Annotated in this window: 14 protein-coding genes; all 14 read left to right on the top strand. The window is 35.1% G+C overall.

Annotation, left to right across the window (positions count from 1 at the left end; all coding sequences use genetic code 11):
- Positions 1–13: 13 nt before the first annotated feature.
- Complete coding sequence (locus tag OZP09_RS01785) at positions 14–1276, top strand: NHLP bacteriocin system secretion protein (protein ID WP_281310178.1); 1263 nt, start codon at positions 14–16, stop codon at positions 1274–1276.
- 9 nt (positions 1277–1285) lie between these two features.
- Entirely contained in the window at positions 1286–3487 is a 2202-nt protein-coding gene (locus tag OZP09_RS01780) for an NHLP family bacteriocin export ABC transporter peptidase/permease/ATPase subunit (RefSeq protein WP_269236224.1), read from the top strand.
- A gap of 10 nt (positions 3488–3497) precedes the next feature.
- Entirely contained in the window at positions 3498–6407 is a 2910-nt protein-coding gene (locus OZP09_RS01775) for an NHLP bacteriocin export ABC transporter permease/ATPase subunit (protein WP_281310177.1), read from the top strand.
- A 2-nt stretch (positions 6408–6409) separates the two neighbouring features.
- The gene (locus OZP09_RS01770; RefSeq protein ID WP_269236221.1) at positions 6410–7519 is read left to right on the top strand and encodes a DUF7005 family protein; all 1110 of its coding nucleotides are present in this window, start codon (positions 6410–6412) and stop codon (positions 7517–7519) included.
- A 423-nt stretch (positions 7520–7942) separates the two neighbouring features.
- Positions 7943–10123, top strand: coding sequence for an alpha-N-acetylglucosaminidase (locus OZP09_RS01765; RefSeq protein WP_281310176.1), 2181 nt, complete (start codon positions 7943–7945; stop codon positions 10121–10123).
- A 22-nt stretch (positions 10124–10145) separates the two neighbouring features.
- Positions 10146–12083, top strand: coding sequence for a glucosamine-6-phosphate deaminase (gene nagB / locus OZP09_RS01760; protein WP_432419457.1), 1938 nt, complete (start codon positions 10146–10148; stop codon positions 12081–12083).
- Between the two features lie 163 nt (positions 12084–12246).
- Entirely contained in the window at positions 12247–15258 is a 3012-nt protein-coding gene (locus tag OZP09_RS01755) for a SusC/RagA family TonB-linked outer membrane protein (RefSeq protein ID WP_281310175.1), read from the top strand.
- 19 nt (positions 15259–15277) lie between these two features.
- Positions 15278–16894 carry a RagB/SusD family nutrient uptake outer membrane protein gene (locus OZP09_RS01750; protein WP_269236218.1) on the top strand — a complete coding sequence of 539 codons (1617 nt, stop codon included), beginning with the start codon at positions 15278–15280 and terminating at the stop codon, positions 16892–16894.
- A 231-nt stretch (positions 16895–17125) separates the two neighbouring features.
- Entirely contained in the window at positions 17126–19438 is a 2313-nt protein-coding gene (locus OZP09_RS01745) for a GH92 family glycosyl hydrolase (protein WP_281310174.1), read from the top strand.
- A gap of 80 nt (positions 19439–19518) precedes the next feature.
- Positions 19519–21795 carry a GH92 family glycosyl hydrolase gene (locus OZP09_RS01740; RefSeq protein ID WP_281310173.1) on the top strand — a complete coding sequence of 759 codons (2277 nt, stop codon included), beginning with the start codon at positions 19519–19521 and terminating at the stop codon, positions 21793–21795.
- Positions 21796–21801: 6 nt separating this feature from the next.
- On the top strand, positions 21802–22368 hold the full coding sequence (locus OZP09_RS01735) for a hypothetical protein (protein WP_269236214.1): 567 nt from the start codon (positions 21802–21804) through the stop codon (positions 22366–22368).
- A 77-nt stretch (positions 22369–22445) separates the two neighbouring features.
- Entirely contained in the window at positions 22446–23363 is a 918-nt protein-coding gene (locus OZP09_RS01730) for an ROK family protein (protein ID WP_281310172.1), read from the top strand.
- Between the two features lie 41 nt (positions 23364–23404).
- On the top strand, positions 23405–25198 hold the full coding sequence (locus tag OZP09_RS01725) for a hypothetical protein (protein ID WP_281310171.1): 1794 nt from the start codon (positions 23405–23407) through the stop codon (positions 25196–25198).
- A 270-nt stretch (positions 25199–25468) separates the two neighbouring features.
- Positions 25469–26320 (top strand): DUF4861 family protein, encoded by an 852-nt coding sequence (locus tag OZP09_RS01720; RefSeq protein WP_269236209.1) that lies wholly within the window; start codon positions 25469–25471, stop codon positions 26318–26320.
- Positions 26321–26373: the final 53 nt, after the last annotated feature.

The raw sequence follows: 26373 nt of genomic DNA, 5'->3' as shown, positions 1-26373 counted from the left end.
AAAACCGGAAATCATGTCAGCAAGTTTTTTCAGAAAATCGGCGTTAGAAAAACTTTCTACTCCAGAAAAGTTAGATCAGTTAATTAAAGTTACAGGAACAAAAGCCTGGATAGCCCTTACGACAGTTGCTTTGGCATTATTTACAGGGGTTGTCTGGTCATTTGCAGGAACAGTAAAAACAAAATTAGATGTAATTGGTGTTGTACTGGGAGGCGAGGTTCATGAAGTTGTAGCTACATCGCAAGGACAATTGGTAGAACTAAAAGTAGCTATAGGCAAAAAAATAAAAAAAGGGGATATAATCGCCACTATAAAACAACCAGAACTGCTTCAGCAAATAGAAGATGCAAAAGCTGTTGTTTCTGACAGAAAGTTTGAAATGGGAAAACTATCTTCTTATGGAAATCAGGGAACTCAACTTCAGGGTGAATTAATTAAGCAAACACGTATTAGTATTCAGGGAGAAATTGAATCAGAGAAAAAGAAATTATTGTTTTTAAATAATCAGTTGGAATCTGAAAACGGTTTACTTAGTAAAGGTTTAATAACCAAATCTGAAGTAGCAAATACAAAACAGCAAATTGAAGCTTCAAAAAATACGATAGAAAGACTGAAAGGGCAAAAAGCAGAAACTTCCAACCAACAGCATGATCTGGGTTTTGATTTGCAGCAGAAAGTTACTTTGCAAAAACAGAGAATTGCTGAAGCCGAAAGGAACTTGCAATTCTTAACCGAGCGTTATGACATTCAAAGAAATATAATAAGTCCTTATGACGGTGAAGTTGTAGAAGTTTTAACAGATGCAGGAGTTGTTGTAAGTGCTGGAACACCATTGTTTAAACTTAAAAACCTTCATGAAACAAAACATTCGCAATTAAAAGGAGTACTTTATATTCCGTCACAGGACGGAAAGAAAATTAGAAAAGGAATGGAAGCATTAGTAGTCCCTTCAACCGTGCAGCCTCAGGAATATGGCTTTATAAAAGGAAAAGTAACCTATGTTTCTGATTTCCCTGTAACGCAGCAGGGTATGCTGACCTCAGTTAAAAATGATCAGCTGGCAAAAAGTCTTCTGGCCTCAGGAACATTGTTTGAAGTTCATGTGGATTTTGAAAGCGATCCGGAATCTTACAGCGGATTTAAATGGACTTCTGCAAAAGGACCTGATGTGTTTATAAAAGAGGGTACTTCATGTATGGGAAAAGTAACCATAAAAGAAGAACCTCCGGTAACGATTGTTGTACCTGCATTCAAGAAATTTTTCGATTTATATTAATAAAGACAAATGGGAAATAGTGCTACCTTAGTTATAGAAAAACAAGCGAGACCCGTTAAGGTTCCAACTGTTTTACAGATGGAGAGTGTAGAGTGCGGTGCTGCGGCCCTAAGTATTATCTTAGGCCATTTTGGTAAGTTTGTTCCATTGGAAAAACTAAGGATATCCTGTGGGGTTTCGAGAGATGGATTAAAAGCAACTAATATTCTAAAAGCAGCCAAAGAATTTGGACTTGAAGGTAAAGGTTATGCAAAGTCTATAGAAAAACTAATGCAGGTTAGAATGCCAGCCATTATTTTTTGGAATTTCAATCATTTTTTGGTTTTAGAAGGCTTTACTAAAAATAAAGTGTATTTAAGTGATCCGGCCCAAGGAAGATATTCTGTAACCCATCAGGAATTTGATGATTGCTACACAGGTGTTGTTTTAACTTTTGAAACAAATGCAGCTTTCCAAAAAGGAAATGAAAAAAGAGGATTGATGTCTTCTCTGCTTTCAAGGGTGGCAAATTCTAAATTAAGTATAACCTACATTATTCTAGCGAGTTTATTTTTAGTAATTCCTGGTCTTGTAATACCGTCTTTTCTCACCGTTTTTATAGATAAATATCTCATAAATAATTTTTCAGGATTTGTAATGCCGCTGCTTTTGATAATGGGCGCAATACTGATTATTAATTCTGTTCTGGTTTACCTTCAGCAATATTTCTTACTTAAATTAGAAACCAAACTGGCTCTGGTAACTTCCAGTAAATTTCTTTGGCATGTTTTTCATCTGCCTATAGCCTTTTTTACACAGCGATACAGCGGAGAAGTTGGAAACAGGGTTTCGCTGAACGATAAGGTAGCTAAATTATTGAGTGGTGATTTGGCTAATGCTGCCTTAAATGTTATTGCAGTTATATTTTATGCAACGCTTATGTTTTCTTATGATGTAACGCTGACTTTAATCGGAGTCTTCATGGCAGGCTTAAATATTTTTATTCTTAGATATGTTTCAACAGCCAGAAAAGACGGAAGCAGAAGGCTGAGCAATGAAACAGGTAAACTTTTGGGTACTACAACTTCCGGAATTAGCATGATCGAAACATTAAAAGCCTCTGGGAGGGAAAATGATTTTTTTACCAACTGGATAGGATATCTGGCCAAAGTAATGAATGCACAACAGGAATTAGGATGGTTAACAATCAGACTTAATGTTTTGCCCAGCTTGATTACATCGCTGACAAACGCTTTAATTTTAGGAATTGGAGCTTTGCAGATAATGGACGGGCAGATGACTTTAGGGGCTCTGGTGGCTTTTACCTATTTAATGTCAAATTTTATTTCGCCCGTAAATCAGCTTGTAAGTGTGGGAACAATGCTTCATGAAACAGAGAGCGATATGAACCGGATTGATGATGTACTTAACTATGAAATTGACAATCAGTTTAAGGAAAAAGAGCATAATAAAAACGAACAGCTTTCAACTCTCGAACAATATAAAAATAAACTGACGGGATATTATGAAATGAAAAATGTAACATTTGGATATAATACTAATATGCCGGCATTAATTGAAAATTTTAACTTAAAACTAAGACCCGGAAGCAGAGTAGCACTAGTAGGAGGCTCTGGAAGCGGCAAATCGACTATTGCAAAAATAGCTTCCGGTCTTTATGATCCCTGGCATGGGGAAATTTTACTTGACGGAAAAAACAGAAACGATATTCCAAGACATATTATTACAAGTTCGCTGGCGGTAGTAGATCAGGATGTAATTGTTTTTAATGGTACTATTAAAGAGAATATATCTTTCTGGGACTCCATGATTCCTGAGAAACATATTATAAATGCAGCTCGTGACGCAGTTATTCATGATGTTATTGCTGCACGGAATGACGGTTATGACAGTTCTGTCATGGAAGGCGGAACCAATTTTAGCGGAGGACAGCGGCAACGTATTGAAATTGCAAGGGCATTAGCCGGTAATCCAACTATTTTGATAATGGATGAAGCAACCAGCGCCTTAGACCCTACAACTGAAAAAACAGTAATGGATAATATTAAGAAGAGAGGATGTACCTGCCTGATTGTAGCTCACAGATTAAGTACTATAATGGATTGTGATGAAATAATTGTCATGGAGTATGGAAAAATAGTCGAACGGGGTTCTCATCAGGAATTACTAAAATTAAATGGTATTTATTCTCATTTGATTGAAACAAAATAAATTTAGCAATATGTCAGTAAAAGAGAAAATACATATCGGGGTTGAAAAACCATTGATTCTGAATAATACAGACAGTTTCTGGATGATTATTTCAGGTGAAGTAAATGTGTTTTATACTAAAGTTGATGATCAGGGAGAATATTTATGTGCCCTAAAATATCTCTATTCTGCTAAACACGGAGAATTATTGTTTAGTTTATTACCTAATGGATGTGCTGAAAACATTAGACTGATTGTTTTTTCAAACGAAGCTAGATTGTTGTCGATTCAAAAATGTGATCTTCTGAATATTGATCGTTTCTTTTTAAAAAACATGATTAACAAATGGATTTTAAAAACTTCAGCCGAATTAAGTTTTAATAATACACCAAGAGTTTATATTGCGCTCAATGATTTGGAGCAATTATTACTACATGAGAATTCAATAGCATATCCTTCAAATGGAATAAATTGGGTAAGATTACTTAAAGGAAATCTTTCTGTTTTTTCAGATGAAATGAATATTAGTTCAACGAATGAAACAGGCTATCCAATACCAGTGTCCAATAAGTTATGGATAAAGTCTTTATCCGATGATTCAGAAATAAAAATATTAAGTACAAGGGAAGTTATAGAAGAAGAAATTAATTTTCTAATTTCTTTAGAAAAACTGCAATCTTATTTTTATAATCAGCTTCGTAATAGTATAGAAAATAACAGTTTATTAGAACACACGCACTTTAGTAATAAACTCATAAATGAGGAAGATGAATTAAAAAATACGCTCGAAAAAATAAAATCTATAGTTTCAGGCAATAAAAAAAATATTGGTCGTATTTCATCTAAAAACACACATAAGTCAGGTATTCTCTATTCCACATGCCAGATAATTGGAGATCACACAGGATTTAAATTTGAAGAGCCAAAATACATTGAAACTACTCAGAGCAGTGCAAATAATATGTTGTATGCTATTGCAAAAAGCTCTAAAATAAGAGTTCGTAAAATTATTCTGAGAGACAGATGGTGGAAGGAGGAAAATGGACATTTACTCGCTTTTTTGAAGCCCGATAATAGTCCTGTGGCCTTAATACAAAAAAACTCAGATACATATTTGATTAAAAATTTGTCTGAAGGAACTGAGACCGTTGTCAATCAGGAAATTGCAGATAGTTTGGAACCTATAGGATATATGTTTTTTTCCGGATTCAATGTTAAGATGAACTCCATGAAAAAAGTATTAAGTTTTGCTATGAATGGCGTAAAAAAAGATGCCAGATTATTAATACTTGCTTCTTTTGCAGGCAGCTTAATAGGTTTATTAATTCCAATCTTATCCGGGATTATATTTGACGATGTTATTCCGACAGCAGACAGATCCATTCATTTTGAAGTGTTTAGTATAATGATTATCATCGGTCTGGTTACTGCCGGACTTCAATTGGTACAGGGTGTTTTGCAAATGCGTGTAGAATCAAAATCCAGTATTAACCTTCAGGCGGGAGTTATGGACTATATATTAAGACTACCCGTAACTTTTTACAAAAAATACACAGCAGGAGACCTTACAAATAGGGTTCTTAGTATTAATTCTATACGACAGATTCTCTCTAATACACTGATGACTGCTGTACTGAGCGGTGCGTTTTCGTTCGTCAATCTAATACTGCTTTTTTATTACGATTCAGGTTTGGCCTGGGTTGGGGTAGGCTTAGCCTTAGTTGCCGTGATATTTATGATTGTTATGGGCTGTTTAAAGTTAAAATATGACAGGGAAGTATCTAAATATCAGGGAGAAATACAGGGTTTTCTTTTTGAATTTTTATCAGGAATCAGTAAAATAAGAATTACAGGTGGCGAGAAAAGGGTTTTTGCTCTCTGGGCAGATAAGTTTTCAAAACTAAAAACCTTAGGATTCAGGTCCGGCAGTTATCAGAATTTTGTGGAAGTTTTTAATAGCTCTTATCCGCTCTTTACGAGTATTTTCTTTTTTTCGTTTATCTATTACACAGTTTTAAACGCGGATAAAATGAGCAGTATGATAACTGTAGGTGCATTTATGGCTTTTATAACAGCTTTTAATAAGTTTTTAAGTGATAGTTTAAGGTTAAGCATGGCATTTATTACTTCTCTGAATGTTATTCCGCTTTACGAAAGGGTAAAACCTATTTTAGAAGAAGAAACAGAATCTGTAGAACAAAGTATTGATCCCGGTGAATTAGCTGGCGAAATTGAAATGAATTCGGTTTCATTTCGATATAACGAAAATCAGCCTTTAATTTTAAAAAATATTACCTTCAAAATTAAACCAGGTGAAATGGTTGCTTTTGTTGGTGCCTCTGGTTCCGGAAAATCGACAATCATGAGACTACTGTTAGGATTTGAACATCCGGAAATGGGCTCTATATTTTATGACGGAAATACGTTTGATACGATGAACAAAGAATTGGTAAGAAGACAAATTGGGGTGGTATTGCAAAACGGAGCACTAATGTCCGGAAGTATTTATCAGAATATTGTCGGAAATTCTGAGTTGACATTAGATGATGCCTGGAACGCAGCCCGAATGGCTGGTATGGAAGAAGATATCAAGACCATGCCGATGGAATTGCATACATTTATAAGTGAAGGTGCAGGGACTTTTTCCGGAGGACAGAGACAAAGACTGATGATTGCTAGGGCAATAGTGCATAAACCAAGGTTGCTCTATATGGACGAGGCCACCAGCGCACTTGATAACAGAACTCAAAATATTGTAGCAGAAAGTTTAGACAAACTTCAGGCAACCCGAATTGTCATTGCACACAGATTGAGCACTATAAAAAACGCAGACCGAATTTTTGTGCTGGATAAAGGAGAAATTACAGAATCGGGTACTTATGACGAATTAATGCAGATGGATGGTTTATTTACACAGCTGGCTAAACGTCAAATAGCATAATTATGGACAATTCAGTTTCCCTAAGAATAAATCAGGAGTCTTTTATGAATTTGTCTAATCCTCTTAAAGAATATGTTTTTAATAAGTTTCAGAATAAACAATCTTTTACAGAAGAATTAAATAATGAATTTTGGGATGACTATTCTAAAGACAATGCAAATAACAATGTATTTGATCTATTAAAAAGATGTTATCCTCAACTGAATTTCCCAATAGAAACTGGAATAGAAAAATCTGTATTATATAAAGAGTTTGTTTTTAAAGGTAAAATAGATTTGACAAGTTTGCCTTGTTATCTGGAATTAACTGACCCTAAAAATATAAAACTTGAGAATAATATTTGTCAAGCCGGTAAAATACCTGTTCTGATAATTCCAAACCAAGAAGATTTCGTTAAAATAATCCAGTGTTTACTACATAAAAATAATCCTGTTGAAGTTCCGCAATCAATGGGTGCTGTATTAATAAATGGTCTCAATAATTGGGAAAGAATCAGGAATATAAAAAAAGAATGGCAGGCAAAAAATCCTTCTGAAAACTGGAATCAGGAATTTGCTAACGTGATACTCAATAAATCGTTATACAAAGACAAATTGATTATTCTAAGTACAAAACCATATAGCAACATAGCAGCAAATCAACTTGGATTAACTGATGATGAATGGATTTCAAATTCTGTTTCGATTAGAAGAGAACATGAGTTTACCCATTTATATACATTAAAAAAATACGGTTATGCTTCAAATAATCTACATGATGAATTAATTGCAGATTATATAGGAATCATTAAGACCTTAGGATATTATGAAGAAGTCTGGATGTTCCATTTTATGGGGCTTGAACAATATCCAAAATACAGATGGGGAGCTAGATTAGAAAACTATGTAAAAGATAACAGATTGTCTCAGGAGGATTTTAGGCAATTAATAAAGATTGTAAAAAATGCTATTGAAACTATTAGCATTTTTGATAAGAAATTAGGCAAATTAAAATCATCCAAAGATCAGATTTGTAGAATCAATGCATTGTGTGAAACTGGTCTTACTGAACTGGCTTCACAAAATGGAGCTGTTTTACTTCTTGAAAGATATTACGCAGACTTTAATAACTGAAAAAGCTTCAGCATTTTTAGATTAAGAATAATTCCTTTTTAATACTGTTCAAAAGATTAATAAATCTTAATAACACTCCCAAACAAAATTATCAAATTTATCCTAACAGTTTCTTCATAGTTAAGGGTGATTTCTAATCAATAGATTAACAATTATTTTCAATTTAAAGCAATGGATAATATGTCCATAGTTTTGAATAATGCGTCCATTTCTTAAATATTCTTTCAGAGTAATTTTATCATTAATTAATCATTGTGGTTGAAGATTAGTGTTTTCATGTCAATATTTTTAAAATATTGAACTTAAATTTTGTGTTAGTTTTTAAGTTGATTTGAGGGGAGATTAATTGATTTTAATCTCCCTATTTTTTATGTGTATGCTTTTAATAAAATAAATTGTGTTAATCTATAAATAGATATCTGTATGAAAAGTGATTGTTTAGAATTCAAAAACTATAATTCCTTAATAAAGAATAGTATACTGGTTTTTGTAATGGTATTTCTGTTGGGATCTAAAGTGTATTGTCAAAGTGTAGATAATACCAAAAGTGCTTTAGCGGTGATGGAAAGACTGATAGGTAATAGGGCCAAAGAATTTGATTTAAATCTTATCGAAAATAAAAGCCAAAATGCGGATTGGTCTGAAGTTGAAGTAACAGGAAACAGAGTGAAAATTACCGGAACATCCAATACATCTGTTTGTTATGCGGCTTATACATTTCTTAGGGATATTGGAGCTGCCTCGGTTAGCTGGGAAGGCAATAGAATCAGCTTACCTAAAAAGTGGCCAGCATATTCAAAAAAACTAGCTACACCTTTTAAATACAGAAAATATTTAAACGCCTGTACTTTTGGGTACACAACACCCTGGTGGGACTGGAAACGCTGGGAACAGGAAATTGACTGGATGGCACTCCACGGAATTAATCTGCCTACTGCATTAGAAGGACAGGAAGCTGTATGGCAGGAATTATGGAAAGCGTACGGATTGACAGACGGCCAATTGCAGGCTCATTTTGCAGGGCCGGCATTTTTGCCATGGCAGCGAATGGGGAATATAAACAGCCTTGATGGACCTTTACCTCAGGAATTTATTAATAAAAAGAAAGAAGTTCAGAAACAGATTTTACAAAAGATGAGAACTTTAGGTATGCATCCGGTTGTACCTGCTTTTAGCGGTTATGTGCCTAAGGCCTTTGCAGAGTCACATCCTAATTCAAAAATAAAGGAATTGAAATCATGGTCAGGAGGAGGGTTTGAAAGCACTTACCTTTTAGATCCAAATGATCCTTTGTTTAAAGAAATTGGAAAACGTTTTATAGAAATTTACACTAAAACATACGGACAGTCTGAATTTTATCTTGCAGATTCTTTTAATGAAATAACACCACCGGTTTCTGAAGAACACAAATATGAGGAACTGGCAGATTACGGAAAAACCATTTTTGAAACCATTAATGAAGCTTCTCCAAAAGCGACCTGGGTAATGCAGGGATGGCTTTTTGGCGATAATAAAGAATTTTGGACTAAAGAAGCTACCAAAGCTTTTTTAAGTAAAGTACCCAATGACAGAATGATAGTTCAGGATTATGCCAATGACAGATATAAGGTATGGGAGAATCAGGAAGCTTTTTATGGTAAGCAATGGTCTTACGGCTATGTACATAATTATGGAGGATCGAATCCGGTTTACGGAGATTTAAATTTTTACAAAAAGGAACTTACCAGTTTACTGCAAAACCCTAATAAAGGGAATATCGTAGGTTATGGTGTAATGCCTGAAGGATTGAATAACAATTCAATAGTTTACGAATACATTTATGATCTTCCATGGACACAGGGAAAAGAACCTGTAGAGGAATGGTTAAAGAAACATTTGAATGCCAGATACGGAAAAACTTCAGCTACTGTTATTGAAGCATGGCAATTGCTGACAGAATCGGTGTACAGCACAAAATATTGGGAAACCCGCTGGTGGAATGACTGGGCTGGCGCTTATTTGTTTTTTAAAAGGCCTACATTAAAAGTAACAGAATTTAAAGGCAATCCTGGAGACAAGGAAAAACTAAAACAAGCGATTGACCTCTTAAAAAAAGAAGCTAAAAATTTCAATAAAAATAACCTTTACAATTATGATGTAATTGATGTTTCAAGACATTATTATTCATTACGAATTGATGATTTACTAATGAAATGTGTGGCAGCTTATCAATCCAAAGACATTAAAAAAGGAGATGATTTATTTAAAGAAATAGAAAAAACAGCTTTTGATATTGACAGGATGATGTCAGGTCAGCCGCTGAATAATCTGAATTACTGGCTAAAATCAGCCTGGGATTATGGAAATTCTCCTGATGCATCTAAGATATATTTAAAAAATGCTAAAGCCTTGATAACATTATGGGGAGGAGAAGGCCACCTAAATGACTACGCATCAAGAGCATGGAAAGGCATGTATAAAGATTTTTACTGGCCAAGATGGAAAATGTTTTTACAGGCTCAAAGAGAATCTGCTGTTAGCAACGCAACATTTGATGAAGCTAAAGTAAGAGCATCAATAAAGCAGTGGGAAGAGAAATGGTGCGAAAACAAAGAAATGTATTAGAAAATTATATACTAACCAAAAAATAAAACAAATGTTAAAAAGCAGTATAGACAAAGCGACAAGCTTTGAAAAGCGATTTGAAAATATTGGTACTGTGGTTTATGAAAATTCAGTTATAGCTTCTAAATCAGTAGCCAATGAAATAGCGAATTTGATTAGAGAAAAGCAGGCTCAAAAACAGTTATGTGTATTGGGATTAGCAACAGGATCGAGTCCTAAAAGTTTGTATGCGGAACTGGTGAGACTTCATAAAGAAGAAGGATTGAGTTTTCAAAATGTTGTTTCATTCAACCTGGATGAATATTATCCGATGGAACCCGATTCCATAAACAGCTACGTTCGTTTTATGAAAGAATTATTATTCAATCATGTCGATATTTTACCTGAAAACATTCATATACCAGACGGGACTTTATCAAAAGAAGCTATTGGGGATTATTGTACAGAATATGAAAGCAAAATTGAAGCGCTGGGCGGTATTGATTTGCAGGTTTTGGGAATTGGAGGAAATGGTCATATCGGATTTAATGAATCTGGTTCGCTTCAAAATTCTAAGACCCGCTTGGTAGCTTTAGATCACATTACGCGTGTAGCAGCAAGTAACGATTTTTCGGGTTTAAATAATACGCCAAGAACGGCTATTACTCTGGGTGTAAAGAAAATTATGGAAGCTAAAAGAGTGATCTTATTGGCTTGGGGCGAAGGAAAATCAAACATTATTAAAGCTTCGGTAGAAGGAACAGTAACTAATTTAGTTCCGGCTTCTTTTTTACAGGAGCATAGCAACACCACATTTGTACTGGATAAAGCTGCTGCTTCAAAATTAACACGTATCAATACGCCATGGCTGGTTGAAAATGTCATCTGGACAGATAATCTTATTAGAAAAGCTGTTTTAGGTTTGGCTTTACACCTAAAAAAACCAATTCTGATGCTGACAGACGCTGATTATATTGAAAACGGAATGAGCGATTTACTTGCCGATTTAGGTCCTGCCTATGATATTAACATTAAGATTTTTAACAAACTTCAGAGTACCATTACAGGATGGCCGGGCGGAAAACCAAATGCAGATGACAGCAAAAGACCAGAAAGGGCAGAGCCCGCAAAAAAACGTGTCCTTATTTTTAGTCCGCATCCAGATGATGATATTATAAGTATGGGAGGGACCTTCAAACGTTTGCAAGAGCAGGGGCACGAAGTGCATGTAGGATACCAGACTTCCGGAAATATTGCAGTAGCAGATGATGAGGCCTTACGATTTGCAAGTTTTGTTTGTGACTATAATGAGAGATTCGGAATTAAAAGTGCTGAAGCAGATACTATTTATAAAAAGTCACTGGAATTTCTTCAAAATAAAAAAAACAGTGAAATAGATATTCCCGAAGTACGAAATATTAAAGGATTGATTCGAAAAGGTGAAGCACAATCGACCTGTTATTTTGTTGGATTGCCAGATAATCAGATTCATTTTATGGAACTTCCTTTTTATGAAACCGGTACCATAGAGAAAAAACCTTTGGGAGAAGCAGACATTCAAATTACAATGGATTTGATTGAGAAAATAAAACCTCACCAAATATATGCTGCAGGAGATCTGGCAGATCCGCATGGTACCCATAAAGTTTGTCTTGACGCTATTTTTGAAGCTGTAAATCGTTTAAAGACCAAAGATTTTATGAAAGATTGCTGGGTGTGGCTGTACAGAGGCGCATGGCAGGAATGGGGAATTGATGAAATTGAAATGGCTGTACCAATGGGACCCGATCAGGTTATGGAAAAGAGAAAAGGAATTTTTAAACATCAGTCACAAAAAGACGGAGTCGTTTTTCAGGGTTCTGACAGCAGGGAATTTTGGCAAAGAGCCGAAGACCGAAATAAAGAAACGGCAGATCTGTACCATGAACTCGGATTAGCCCATTATGCAGCAATGGAAGCTTTCGTAAGATGGATGTATTAATAAGAGTTTAGTTATATATTTTAAAAAACAAAAACTCGTTAGGCCTTTATTTTACTGGGGTTATTAAAAAAATCCATGTTTATGAATAACCTGTCCATTTCTTAACAATTCTTTAATACTAATTTCGAATAAACTTTTTTAACCAATTAACTAAATACTGAGTATGGAAAAACTTAAACTTTTATTGTTAGCCTTCTTTTTAGGTCTTTCAATTAATTCATGGGCACAAAAAACCGAAGTGTCCGGTGTAATTTTAGATGACAAGAATTTGCCATTGCCCGCAGCAAACATTCTTGAAAAAGGTACTACTCGTAGTGTAGTAACAGATTTTGATGGTAAGTTCAAAATTTCAGTTTCAAATCCTAATGCGATACTGGTTGTATCTTTTCTTGGATTTACAGACCAGACTGTTAAATTAGACGGAACTAAAACAAATTTAACAATTAAAATGGCTTCAGCTACTAATGCTTTAGAGCAGGTAGTAGTAGTAGGTTACGGAAAAGGTTCCCGTAAAAACCTGACAACTTCTGTAACTTCTATTAAAGCAGAAGAATTAAACAGAGGAGCTCTTACTGATGTTGGACAATTGTTACAAGGAAAAGTATCAGGTCTTAATATCTCATCAAGTGGAGATCCAACAAGAACTGCTTCTGTTGTTTTGCGTGGAGTTTCTACATTAAATAGTTCTCAGGGACCTTTTTATGTTATCGATGGTGTTCCAGGTGTAGATATTTCAATGATTTCACCTGATGATATTGCTACTATTGATGTATTAAAAGATGCTGCTGCAACTGCAATTTACGGTAACCGTGCCGCTAACGGGGTTATTATGGTTACCACAAAAAAAGGAAGTAAAGACAGAACCCAAATTGCTTACAACGGATATGTTGGCTGGGAAGAAGTTTCGAATCAGCTTGATATGATGGATGCAAATCAATTAAGAGCATTTACTACAAAAAACAACCTGAATTTTACTCCTGAAAACGACAAAGGTGCCAATACAAACTGGCAGAAAGAAATCTTAAGATCCAATATGGCAAAATCAAGCAGCCATAACATATCGATGAGCGGAGGAAGCAAAAATGGAAGCTATACAGCTAGTATTACTTCTCTTAACAAAGAAGGTGTTCTTTTAAAAAGTGATTTTTCACGTGTAATAGCACGTTTAGCTGTAGAACAATTTGCTTTTGATGATAAAGTTAAATTTGGATTGAATGTAACTAATTCTAATAGTAAATATGTAAATGTACCACAGCGTAATACTGTACTTTTACAAGCAGCAAGTTATCTTCCGGTTTCACCTGTAAGAAATCCTGACGGTACTTTTTTTGAAAATTTTACCAGTACCGGTTATTTTAATCCTGTAGCTTTAATCGAACACGGAACAGACGAAACACAAACAAATAATCTTGTGGGTAACCTGACTGCAGAGGTAAAACTTCCTTTTGGATTTACTTATAATTTAAGTATTGCACACCAAAAACTGACTTCTTCTCATGGTGAGTTCTACGACAGTTATTATGCAAAATATAATAGTGCGAATTTTTACAATAATCCAGATCCACCACAAAATAAATCGCTTGTTAATTTTGGTCAAAATGGTTCAGCATTGAGAAACAGTTATGAGAATACGAATAATATCATTGAAAGTTTCTTAACCTGGGACAAAACCCTTGGATCTCATAAAATAAAAGCTGTTTTAGGATATTCATGGCAGGAAAATACACTGGGAGACGGATTTCAGGCAACAGCTACGAATTTCCCTGTAGATAATGTAGGATATAACAATCTTGCTTTAAGCAACTACACATCAGTAAATGGTTATGTGGTGAATTTTGGAGACAGCAGAGCATATCAAAAAACGCGTCTTATTGGAGAATTTGCACGTTTAAACTACAATTTTGGTGATAAATATCTTTTACAGGGAACGATCAGAAGAGACGGTGGTTCTGTATTTGGAGTCAATAATCGCTGGGGATATTTTCCTTCTGTAGGAGGAGCCTGGAGAGTGGACAAAGAAAGTTTCATGCAAGGACAAAAAGTTTTTAGTGACTTGAAATTTCGTGCAAGTTATGGTGTTACAGGTAACTCTTCCGGATTTAATGCCTATACAGCTCAGTTAGTCTCAGGAAGCTTAGGGACTTTCTATTACAATGGACAGCAAATTGGGGCTTACGGACCAAATCAGTTTGTAAACCCGGATTTGAAATGGGAAAAAACGGCTACCACAAACATTGGACTTGATTTTGGATTGTTCAATGGAAAAGTTACAGGTTCTGTTGATTTGTACGATAAGAAAACAACTGATATGATTTTTACTTATGCCGTAAATCCTGTTCTTGCACCTGTCGGAACAATTGTAGCAAATGGTGGAACAATGTCTAATAAAGGTATTGAGGTGAGTTTAACAGCTACTCCTGTTAAAACAGCAAACTTTACATGGTCAACAAATTTAAACCTTGCAAGTAATAAGAATAAAATTGTTAAATTAACAAATCCTTTCTTTGTTGGGGGTGATTCAATTCGCAGAGTTCAGCCTGACGGAGGAGGACAAACTGGAAGTACTTTACAGATATTTAAAGAAGGAAAACCTCTTGGACAATTTTTTACTCTTCTGTATGCAGGTAAAAATTCAGCAGGAGTATCTCAGTATGTTGCCAAAGATGGCAGTTTAACTACAACACCGGCAATTGGTGTAGATTATCACTATGCAGGAAGCGCTCAGCCAAAAGTATTACTAGGCTGGGGAAATAATTTCCAGTATAAGAAATTTGATTTGAGTGTTTTCTTTAGAGGGGTTTTTGGAAATAAAATTTTCAACGCTACTAAAGCTGATTTATTCAGACCAAGTACTGCAATGACTACTAACATCTTAGCAGATGCGGCAAATGAATCACCAACTGACCTTAATGCTTATAAATATTCATCACGTTTTATAGAAGACGGAAGTTATATCAGATTAGACAATATGACTTTAGGATATAATTTTGGCAAAGTGAGCAAATTTATTCAAAATGTGCGTGTGTATCAAACCATCAATAATCTCTTTGTTATTACAAAGTATTCAGGAATTGATCCGGAAGTAGAACAAGGAGGAACAGCGCCAGGTGTAGATTCTAATAACTTCTATCCAAAAACCAGAACATTTATGTTTGGCTTAAACGTAATATTCTAAAATTAAATTCTAAAAAATTATGAAAAAGATATTAAAATATTTGGGACTTCCGGTACTAATGGTTGGATTATTCTGGTCTTGTGAAAATCTTGACGTGCCCATTACAACACAACTTACGCCAGAGACTTTTCCTCAGAACTCATCACAATATATACAAACTACAGGTCCTGTTTATTCAGCTTTCCGAGGTGAGTTTTCATTTGCCTGGTGGTGGTCACAATCATTGAGTACAGATGAAGCAATTTTACCGGCTAGAGGAGGAAACTGGTTTGATAACAGAAACTATATTGCCATGCATTTTCATGACTGGACAGCTGACAATGGTATTGTAGGAAGTCTTTGGGACTGGTTAGCTAAAGTGATAGGGACCAGTAATCAGACCATCTCAATTCTAAATCAGGCAATGCCGGCTGGTGCAGAAAAAAATACTTTGATTTCTGAGGTAAAAACAATGCGTGCTATCTCTTATTATATGTTAATGGACAGTTATGGAGACGTACCATTGGATACAGTGTATGGTGGTTTTACCTCGAACGCGAAATCGAGCAGAACTGAGGTATTTAATTTTATTGAAAAAGAATTAAAAAAAGCAATACCTAATTTAAATGCAGCATCAGGAATAACAACTTATGGAAGGCCTAACAAACAGACTGCTAATGCTTTGTTGGCCAAATTGTATCTAAACGCTCAGGTATATACAGGTACATCACGTTATAATGAGTGTATTGCAGCTTGTGATGAAGTTATTAAATCAGGATTATATAATGTGGAACCAAGAGCAACTTATCTTCAAATGTTTTATCCAAATAATGGTCCACAAATGAAGGAGTTTATTTTTGCGATACCTTATGATCCTGTAGCAACTACAGTTGGATTTAACGGTCAGATGTATCATGCCCGTTATGATGTTCCACGTTCTGAAAGAGCTAAATTTGGCCTTCCTTTTACGCCTAGTGCTCCAAGAAGTACCTTACCTGAATTTTATGCTTATTTTAATGATTCTAATGATATTCGTAAAGATCAGTGGTTAACAGGTTTGCAATATAATAATAATGGGACTCCTTTAACTGTTACTACAACTAAAAAAGGATATGACCAGTTTTATAAAGGAGATGATGGTGGTGCAGCTCTTACCTATCAGGTTAATCTGACACCTGATATTGTACCTCGCGAAAATGCTACTTTGTTTGATTTAGGAAATGACGAAATTGCATGGAACATGGGATATAGAAATATTAAATTTTACCCGGACAATACTTCTACCAGCCGTAATCAAAAGAATGACGTGCCATTTTTACGCTATTCAGATGTGTTATTAATGAAAGCCGAAGCAATTTTACGTGGGGGTGCTGAAACTTTAGGACAAAATCCTTTAGCACTTGTTAATATGGTGCGTTCAAACCGTACTACTTCTGCTGCATGGAGCAGTGTAACCCTTGAAGATCTTTACAAAGAAAGATCTCGTGAATTTACATGGGAAGCATGGCATAGAAATGATATGATCCGTTTTGGAAAATATGAAGGACAATGGGGATACAAAACAAACGCAGATACATATCGTCGTGTTTTCCCAATTCCAACAAATGCAAGAGTTTTAAATCCGGCTTTAACTCAAAATGACGGATATCCTAATTAATAGATAATACCAAAAACTATTTTAATTCAAAAAAGGAGAAGAGACTTAATTCTTCTCCTTTTTATTACAATTTTATTTGAACTGTTTTAAATATAACATATCATTCTTTTAGTTGTTTTTATACATTCCTCAAATATATAAACAATGCTTTTACTTGTTAAAGATGCAGTTTTTTTATTGACGTTTTTTATTTAAAAAAACATATAATAATCAGCCAATACCTTATAATAAATGATAATCAATAAGATTTATACATTAGGACGTTTCGGAATAGGTTTACTACTTATCTTTTTAATTTCATGCAAAGCTGAAAAAATCTCTTCTTCAAAAAAAAGAGAACTAGTAAGCATGGTTTATCCGTTGCTTGATACAGAAAATTCAAGATGGTTTTTCTTTTCATCGGCAAACCGTCCGTTTGGCATGGTAAATTTAAACCCGGATACCGAAATCAAAGGCGATTGGGGAGGCGGTTACAAATATACAACCGACACAATAAAAGGTTTTAGCCACGTTCATGAATGGCAAATGTCTGCACTTTCAGTAATGCCTGTAACGATTAGTAATGGAAATAGTGCAAATATCTTTTCAGATTTTTATTCTAAATTTAGTCATGAGTCTGAAAAAATATTTCCAGGTTATCACTCCGTTACACTCAACAGGTACCAAATAAAAGCAGAACTGACCAGTACCAAAAGAGTTGGTTTTCATAAATATACATTTCCAAAAAATGCTCAAAAAGCAGTTCTTTTTAATCTGAACACCATTTTAGGACCTTGCGAAAATACAAACGGAACACTTGAAAAAAATAATGATTATGAACTTTCAGGATCGTTGGTTTTAAGTACCAATTTCAGACGTCCAAAACCTTTAACGGTATATTTTAAAATTAAATTTAATGAGCCTGTTTCTTCAATCGAACGAAATACAGCGACAGGTAATTATTTGGTAAATTTTGGCAAAGCCAAAGGAGAAATCCTGATGAAAGCAGCTATTTCTTATACTTCTGTAGAAAATGCTGCTAACAACATGCAGCAGGAACTACCACATTGGGATTTTGATAAAGCAGTTTCTGATTCAAAAAATGAATGGAATAGTTTATTAGGCAGAATACAGGTTGAAGGCGGTACTGAAACCGATCAAAGACGATTTTATACAGATCTTTGGCATGCCTTGCAGGGACGAAAAATAATCAGCGATGCAAACGGTGCCTATCCTGATAATACCGGAGAAAAATTCAGAATTGGGCAATTGCCGCTTGATGCAAACGGAAAACCAAAGTTCAACCATTACAATTCTGATGCATTTTGGGGAGCCCAGTGGACAATCAATACGCTTTGGGGACTCGTTTATCCTGAAATTATGGATGAATTTGTACATTCTTTAATGCAATACTATAAAGATGGAGGTATGATTCCGCGTGGTCCTTCGGGAGGAAATGATACGTATGTAATGACAGGCGCTTCTACGACACCTTTTATAGTGACGGCCATTCAAAAAGGAATTGTAAAAGACGATTTAGAAGCCATATACATTGCCCTGAAGAAAAACCATATGCTAAACGGCATCATGGGAAAAGCAGGATACGAACATAATACAGATGTAGGTGGGGGATTGAAATATTATATCGAAAAAGGTTTTGTTCCGTATCCACTCCCTGAAGGCAATTTTGGAAGTCATCAGGACGGGGCCAGTCAGACATTGGAATATGCTTATCAGGACTGGACACTGGCGCAATTGGCTAAGAAATTAAATCATAAGGAAGACTATGATTATTTCATGACAAGGTCTAAAAACTACCAGAATGTTTTTGACAAAACTTCCGGATGGATGCGTCCTAAAAATGTAGAAGGAAAGTGGCGTGAAAATTATGATCCATATGAATATGAAAACGGTTTTATAGAGTCAAACGGAGCACAGTCAACCTGGTTTGTACCGCATGATATTGAAGGTTTAGCAGAATTAATGGGAGGAAAGCAAAAAACGGTTGAAAAACTGAATAAGCAATTTGAAACAGCAAAAGAGTTAAAATTTACTTCCGGAACTTCACATGATGCCGAATTGCATCCGGAATTCAGCCGTATTCCAATCAATTTTGGCAACCAGCCTTCCATTCAGACATCCTTTATTTTTAATGCATTAGGAAGGCCAGATTTGACACAATACTGGACCAGAGACGTTGTAAAAGAAACTTTCAGCGGATTATCTCCGGCTACAGGTTACAACGGAGATGAAGATCAGGGTTTGATGGGAAGTTTGAATGTTCTGCTTAAAATTGGCTTATTTCAGCTGAATGGAGGAACAGATCCGGAGGCTCAATATCAGATAGGAAGTCCAATTTTTTCTAAAGTGTCCATTCAACTAAATCCTAACTATTATAAAGGCAAAAATTTTATAATTGAAGCTCCTCAAAACAGTCTGGAAAACAGTTACATCAACGCAATAAAATACAACAATACAGCGGTAGAAAATTATACAATTTCGCACAATGCGATTACAAACGGAGGAAAATTGATTTTAGAAATGTCTAATAAAGCAAAGCAGTAAAGCGATACAATTTCATCCTGAGCTGATTTTAAAGCTTCTAAAAACTGATACTAATTATAACCGAAAGAAATAAAATAACAATGAAGACAGGTACTAAAGCGATCATTTTTTTAGGAATATCATTATTCTTCACATCAGTAAATTATGCCCAGACCAAAGTACACCATTATGTCGATCCGATGATTGGTTCAGAAGGAGTAGGGCGTGTTTTTATCGGGCCTTCATGTCCGTACGGAATGGTAAAGCCAAGTCCGGATTGTACTGTAAGCCCGAATAGCGGATGGCTGCCAATGCCTAAGCAAGTAACTGGTTTTAGTCAGGTACATGTGAGCGGAACTGGAGGAGGCCCTAAATACGGGAATATTCAGATCATGCCTTTTTCAGGAGATTTGGATAAACTGGATCAAAGTTCTCACAGAACAGAAGAAAATGTAAGACTAGGGTATTATGAAACGGTTTTTAAAGAAAATCAGATTAAAACTGAAATCACAACTGCTGAAAAAGTTTCATTTTATAAAATAACGTATCCAAAAAACGCAACAAAAGATTTAAAAATTGACCCTGGTTTTTTTCTGGGGGAATCTCCTGAACCTAATGCTAGGGAAGCGCAGCAATTTGTTGGCTCTCAAATTGAGATTGTTTCAGATACTGAAGTGAGAGGATACAGCAGGATCAGAGGAGGTTGGAATAATGGGCGTGCTTACACCGTTTACTTTTGGGCGATTTTTGACCAGTCCATTGCAAAATATGTTACCTGGAAAGACGGTAAATTTTACAACAACCAAAACGCTCAGTTTGATTCAGGCAAAAAAACGGGTGCTTTAGTTTCTTTTGGAGCAGCCGGAAAACAGGAACTTAATGTAAAAATCGGAATCTCTTTTTTAAGCGAGTTAAAAGCAAAAAACAACATAGAGGCCGAAATTCCGCATTGGAATTTCAACACCGTTTTGGCATCATTAGAAAACAAATGGGAACATTTATTAAATCGCATACAGCTTTCTCCTGATACTTCTGAAGATTATAAAAAGATGTTTTATACGGGTTTGTATCACACGATGATTATGCCTGTTGACCGCACCGGAGAAAATCCGTTATGGACGAATAACGAACCCTATTATGATGACTTTTATTGTATTTGGGACACATTCAGAACTTCGAGTCCATTAATTACGCTTATTGATCCAAAGCGGCAGGTAGAAATTATCAATGCGATGCTTAATATTTACAAACATGACGGCTACTTGCCAGAAGGGAGAAGCGGAAATGATAATGGACGTACTCAGGGCGGTTCAAATGCTGAAACAGTACTTGCAGATGCTTTTGTAAAAAACTTAAAAGGAATAGATTATGAACTGGCATTGAAAGCAATGCTTAAAGACGCTGCAATACCGCCCGGTGGGAATGAAGAACGTGAAGGAAGGGGCGGTTTATTAGATTATTTACGTCTGGGTTATGTACCTTTTGGTACAGATCGTGCCGGTAACCGTACTATAGATTATGCATACAATGACTATAATATCGCTATTGTTGCCAAAGGTTTAAATTATAACGAAATCTATAACCAATATATCAAACAGGCAGATAACTGGCAAAATTTATGGCGGTCTGATTATGAAAATAACGGTTCAAAAGGTTTCATAATGCCTAAAGACGCGTCTGGAAACTGGCTGGACGAAGTTGTTTTTGGAGAATCAAAAATTCAGAAACCAACCTATAAATATACACCGGTAATTACAGAATCCCCTTGGTATGTTTGCCATTGGTGTGTGTTTTTTTACGAAGGAACTTCCTGGGAATATTCTTTGAGTATTCCGCATGACCTTCCTGAAGTGATTCGTAGATCAGGTGGTGACCTTGCTTTCAAAAACAGACTGGATACTTTTTTCGATACAAAATTGTATGATGTATCAAATGAACCTTCATTTTTAGCGCCTACAATGTACCACTGGATCGGAAAACCACATTTGAGCAGTGACCGAATCAGAACGATTATAAAAGATAATTTCAATACCTCTCACGAAGGTTTGCCGGGCAATGATGATTCGGGCGCTATGTCTTCGTGGCTGGCTTTTCACATGATGGGATTGTATCCAAATGCAGGTCAGCCTTATTATTTATTGAATACACCTTTAATTAAAGAAATCACTTTGCAGTTGGAAGAAGGAAAAACCTTCAAGATTGCTACAAAAAAAATGAGTGAAAAGAATAAATATATCAAAACCGCTTCTTTAAACGGAAAACCTTATAACAAAGCCTGGATTTCGCACGAAGATATTGCTAAGGGAGGCGAATTGATTTATGAAATGGATTCAAAACCTTCTGCCTGGGGAACTACTATTTTGCCACCAAAAAAATAAGCTATCATGAAAAATACAATTTTAACCGTCTTCTTTTGCGGGCTATTTCAACTGATGTCAGCACAGAGTTTTGTTCCTACTATCAGAAATAATACGGTGTTGCATTACATCTGCAAACTTCACGGTCAGACCCGGACTTTAACACTTACTTGTAATATAACAACTGATGCACTTACACTTAATTTAGATACGAGAGATGTAAACAGCAATATTGTGACTACTTCAGAAGGGCTTAAAAATGGGAACGCTTTAAGTTATAATCAGGGCGAATATGCACCGGTTTTGAATTTAAAGCCAAATGAAACTTTTTTTATGATTTCGCAGTCCGCTTATCAGGATTTAGTGAAAAATAACAAGTTCATTTACAATAATACCACTTATGTTTTAGATCAGAATACAGATAAAAACACTGTTGAAATCGAAGGAAAATCAGTAGATGCTTTACATGTAATCGCACAGATTGATGAAACGGAAATGTGGATCGTAAAAAATCCGGAATTTCCTTTAATCTGTAAGTTAACCAAAAATCCGTTGGGCATCAACTGGACATTAGTGAAAGTAACGGATAAATAATTATGCTGTTGGTTCAGATAAATCTGCTTTTGCAATTCGGAAAACAACTTAAATAAAAAACACTAACCACAAATAAAATGGAAAAAAAATATGCTATCGGTATGGATGTCGGAGGAACACATATTACCTCCGCCGTTATTGATGTAACAAATATGAAAGTTTTGAATTCTTCTGTACATAAAGAAAGTTTTAATTCTAATTTGCCTGTAAATCAGGTTATGGATTTTTGGGAAAAATCGATTAAAACTTCTTTAGAAAATTCAGCAATAAAAAATATTAGCGGAATTACAGTTTGCATACCCGGACCGTTTGATTATGAAAAAGGGATCTCAATGATTAAAGGCCAGGCAAAATATGAAAATTTTTACGGATTAAATATTGGCGATTTGATTAGGGAGCGTCTTAATCTTGCTTATGATTTTAATATTTTTTTTGAAAACGATGCAGCTTGTTTTGGTAAGGGAGAAGTGTATCAATACATGGGGAATCTTTCAAAAAAAGTTATGGCTGTTACCTTGGGAACAGGTTTAGGCTCTTGTTTTATAGATAGAGGAAAATCAATAACGTATGGAAATGAAGTACCTGCAGATGGTGAAATATGGAATTTGCCTTTTAAAAACGGAATAGCAGAAGATTATGTATCGTTGAGAGGACTTTTGTCAAAATATTTTATGTTAAGTAAAATGCAGCTTGAAAACGGATTAGAACTTTACAATCACGCCATTGCTGGTGATAAAAATGCCTTGCAGGCTTTTGAGCAAATGGGAGAAGATCTGGCTGAAATAGTTACTCCGTGGTTTAAAAAGTTTTCAGTTGAACATTTTATTATTGGAGGAAAAATTGCAGATGCAAGCGATCTGTTTCTGCCTGCCTTTAATAGAAAAATTGAAGAAGCAGGTTGTAAAATCAGTATTCAGATTTCTACTGACAATGAAAATGCAGCATTGTTGGGAGCTGCAAGCAGTATTTATAATTTAGATAAAGCCACTGCGTAATTGGCTGAAATTAAAGAAAAGTATCAGTAAAAGTTAACAGCATGAAAAACCAAATGAGCCGTGGGGAATTTATAAGATTAGGAGGTCTTTCGCTTGCTGGCGCTTTAGTTAGCGATGTTGTTTTTGCAAATGATTTTCTTTCTGAAAACAAAAAATCGAAAGAAGATACAGAATTGATGAAAAAGCTCATTTTGAATAATGATGCAAAAGTTACCTCCCTATTGAATAAACCGTATGATCCAGCTATCCGACTTAATAGTTTTCGTAATGTTGCAAGTTCAATAACCGTTATGGCTGCTTCAATGTGTAATTCAGAATCAGGATTTTATAAGTCTGAAATTCTGGTAGAAAAAATCAATGAAGCAACAGAAATTTTGTTGAAAGCTCAATACAGTGATGGTACTTTAGATGCCGGAGGGAACAGACAATCGCCGCCAGACACTGCTTTTGTTCTGGAATATATTTGTCCGGCAGCTGCTATTTTAAAAAATAGTAAGCAAAAAGGATTAGACGAATTAAAAGACAAACTCAAAAAGTTTATTCTCAATGCAGGAGAAGCCATGATTACAGGCGGTATTCACACACCAAACCACAGATGGGTTATTTGTGCTGCTTTGGCCAACATCAACTCGCTGTTTCCTGATACTAGATATATCCGAAGAATTGACGAATGGCTGGCTGAAGGAATTTATATGAATGAAGACGGGCATTATGCCGAACGAAGCGGAATTTATTCTGCTGTTATTGATAAAGCGCTCATAACAATGGCGAGGTTGCTAAACAGGTCTCAATTGCTTGATATTGTAAATAAAAACCTGACGACTTATTTTTATTACACTGAACTTAACGGTGATCTGGTGACAGTTGATTCAAAAAGGCAGGATCAGTTTATGGATTTAAAAGTGACGAATTTTTACCTGCAGTATCGTTATATGGCAATCCGGACAAAAAATCCGATGTTTATTCAGATGGTTGAAATGATTGAAGGCCTTTCAAATTTTGCTGCTGATATTTTGTCGGGTTCACTTGCTTTTTTTATGGAAAATGAAGAACTGAAAAAACAAATTCCAGTTGAAGGGGCAATTGCAAATGATTTTGAGAAATTTTTTGCGCTTTCAAATTTGGCAAGAATAAGGCGTGGCAAAGTTTCTCTAACTTTATTTGGAGGAAATGACAAGCCGGTAATGATTGTTTCGGGAAGATCTTCGAATCCGAATTTTTTGATGTATAGAAAAGGAGAAGCGATATTAAAATACATGCGCCTTTCTACATCATTTTTCCGTATGGGGTATTTCAGTAGTGAAGGAATTGTAAAAGAAGGAAATAAATACATCTTAAAAGAAACCAAAGAAGCAGATTACTATCAGCCGCTTGCAGAAGAATTTCGTAAAAACGACGGCGATTATAAGTTATCAGAGTCACCTGACGGGCGTTTTTGGAATAAAATGGACTTTGATTCCCGGGTTAAAAGCAACGTAAAAAAGCAAATAACTACAATTGAAATCACTGAAGATAACGGAATCCTGAATATGGATTTTAAAGTCGAAGGTCCTCCAAATGTAGAAGTAACAATAGAAATGTGTTTTAAAGAAGGAAGTAATGTGACAGGTGCGGTATTGGATGAAAAGCAAAATTATTTCCTCAAATCCGGAAATGGTGAAATCTCAATGGGATCAGATGCCATACAGTTTGGTCCCGGAAAATGTGAACATTTAAATGTAGAAAACCTGGATAGTGAAGCATATACTTATCATCAGGGAAGCCTGCGTACAAAAGGAGAACATATTTACATTACAGGATTTACACCGTTTCATCATAAAATGGTCATTTCTTGATAAGTATGTAAATGAATTTAATTATAGGAACACAATTACGCTGATTTTCAACAAGTTTTAATCCATTTTTAAAACCCAATTTGTAGAATGGATATTATGTTTTAAAGAATTAGTGCAATTAAAAACACATTGATTTTCGTGGTAATATGTGAAATCTGTGTTTCAATTTTTAAACGATAATTTCTTAATATTATAAAAAATGTTGCTGTATTATTGAAAGGTTGTTTTATTTTTACGGAAATTAAATTAATCCTATAAATAATAGAAATTATGAAATTATCTTTTTTACCTGCTTTGTTTTTTTGCTGCATTGGTTTTGCACAAAATAATACAGACACGAGTTTGTATATGAAGTCTGATAAAATAACGTATTTGACAGATATTGGCTCAGAATCAGGTGATTTGTACAAAACAATAGGGCATCACGGACCGGCAATTGAAAACGAGTGGATGGCATTGCGAATCTATTTTAGCGATAAAGTAGCTATCGATGTGTATAATAAAGCAAAAAAAGGATTAGAATTAAAAAAGGCAAATTGGTATCCAACTCCTGAACAGCAAAAAGAAGGCTGGGGAGCTGATTATTATAAAGTGGCAGCAACCAGTGGTTTGGGTGGTGTAAAATTGTGGGATGGTGAAAAAGTAGTACCCCTGAATCCTGTTACAAACCGTTTGGCCCGCGTTGGAAAAACAGATACGACTTCATGGATGGAAATGATTTCAAGAGGAGTGCCTTACAAAGGAAAAAAAGTAGATATTTTAGTTCGTGTAACAGTATTTTCAGGAAAAAGAGAGGCCAAAGTGGAAGCTTCTAGCTTAAATGGAGAAAAAGTACAATTTGTTACCGGAATAAATTATTTTAAAGATTTTCAAACTAAAAAAGGAAAGAATTATATCGCCGTTTGGGGAAAACATCCGGAAGATGTAGCAGCAGAAATTGTTGAAGTTGGAGCTGCTATCCTATACAATCCTAAAGATTATGTAAAAACTGATGACGATGGAACACAATATTTGTTAATTTCTAAACCAGCAAAATACTTAGAAACAAAAATTATATCCTCTTGCGCAAGAGAGACAGAACTTAATACTTTAGATAAATTAGAAGCTTACATTAACCAGTAAGATTTCTTTATAATCTGTTGCAGGCAGTTTTAGTTTAATTTTTTGTTTGAAAG

The sequence above is a fragment of the Flavobacterium flavigenum genome, assembly GCF_027111255.2.
Taxonomy (GTDB): Bacteria; Bacteroidota; Bacteroidia; order Flavobacteriales; family Flavobacteriaceae; genus Flavobacterium; species Flavobacterium flavigenum.
The sequence above is the reverse complement of the archived record's forward strand: the minus strand, read 5'-3'. Positions and strand labels throughout refer to the sequence as shown.

Coding starts and splice junctions, on each gene's coding strand:
- OZP09_RS01785 (WP_281310178.1), top strand. CDS start 14: ATGTCAGCAAGTTTTTTCAGAAAATCGGCGTTAGAAAAACTTTCTACT.
- OZP09_RS01780 (WP_269236224.1), top strand. CDS start 1,286: ATGGGAAATAGTGCTACCTTAGTTATAGAAAAACAAGCGAGACCCGTT.
- OZP09_RS01775 (WP_281310177.1), top strand. CDS start 3,498: ATGTCAGTAAAAGAGAAAATACATATCGGGGTTGAAAAACCATTGATT.
- OZP09_RS01770 (WP_269236221.1), top strand. CDS start 6,410: ATGGACAATTCAGTTTCCCTAAGAATAAATCAGGAGTCTTTTATGAAT.
- OZP09_RS01765 (WP_281310176.1), top strand. CDS start 7,943: ATGAAAAGTGATTGTTTAGAATTCAAAAACTATAATTCCTTAATAAAG.
- OZP09_RS01755 (WP_281310175.1), top strand. CDS start 12,247: ATGGAAAAACTTAAACTTTTATTGTTAGCCTTCTTTTTAGGTCTTTCA.
- OZP09_RS01750 (WP_269236218.1), top strand. CDS start 15,278: ATGAAAAAGATATTAAAATATTTGGGACTTCCGGTACTAATGGTTGGA.
- OZP09_RS01745 (WP_281310174.1), top strand. CDS start 17,126: ATGATAATCAATAAGATTTATACATTAGGACGTTTCGGAATAGGTTTA.
- OZP09_RS01740 (WP_281310173.1), top strand. CDS start 19,519: ATGAAGACAGGTACTAAAGCGATCATTTTTTTAGGAATATCATTATTC.
- OZP09_RS01735 (WP_269236214.1), top strand. CDS start 21,802: ATGAAAAATACAATTTTAACCGTCTTCTTTTGCGGGCTATTTCAACTG.
- OZP09_RS01730 (WP_281310172.1), top strand. CDS start 22,446: ATGGAAAAAAAATATGCTATCGGTATGGATGTCGGAGGAACACATATT.
- OZP09_RS01725 (WP_281310171.1), top strand. CDS start 23,405: ATGAAAAACCAAATGAGCCGTGGGGAATTTATAAGATTAGGAGGTCTT.
- OZP09_RS01720 (WP_269236209.1), top strand. CDS start 25,469: ATGAAATTATCTTTTTTACCTGCTTTGTTTTTTTGCTGCATTGGTTTT.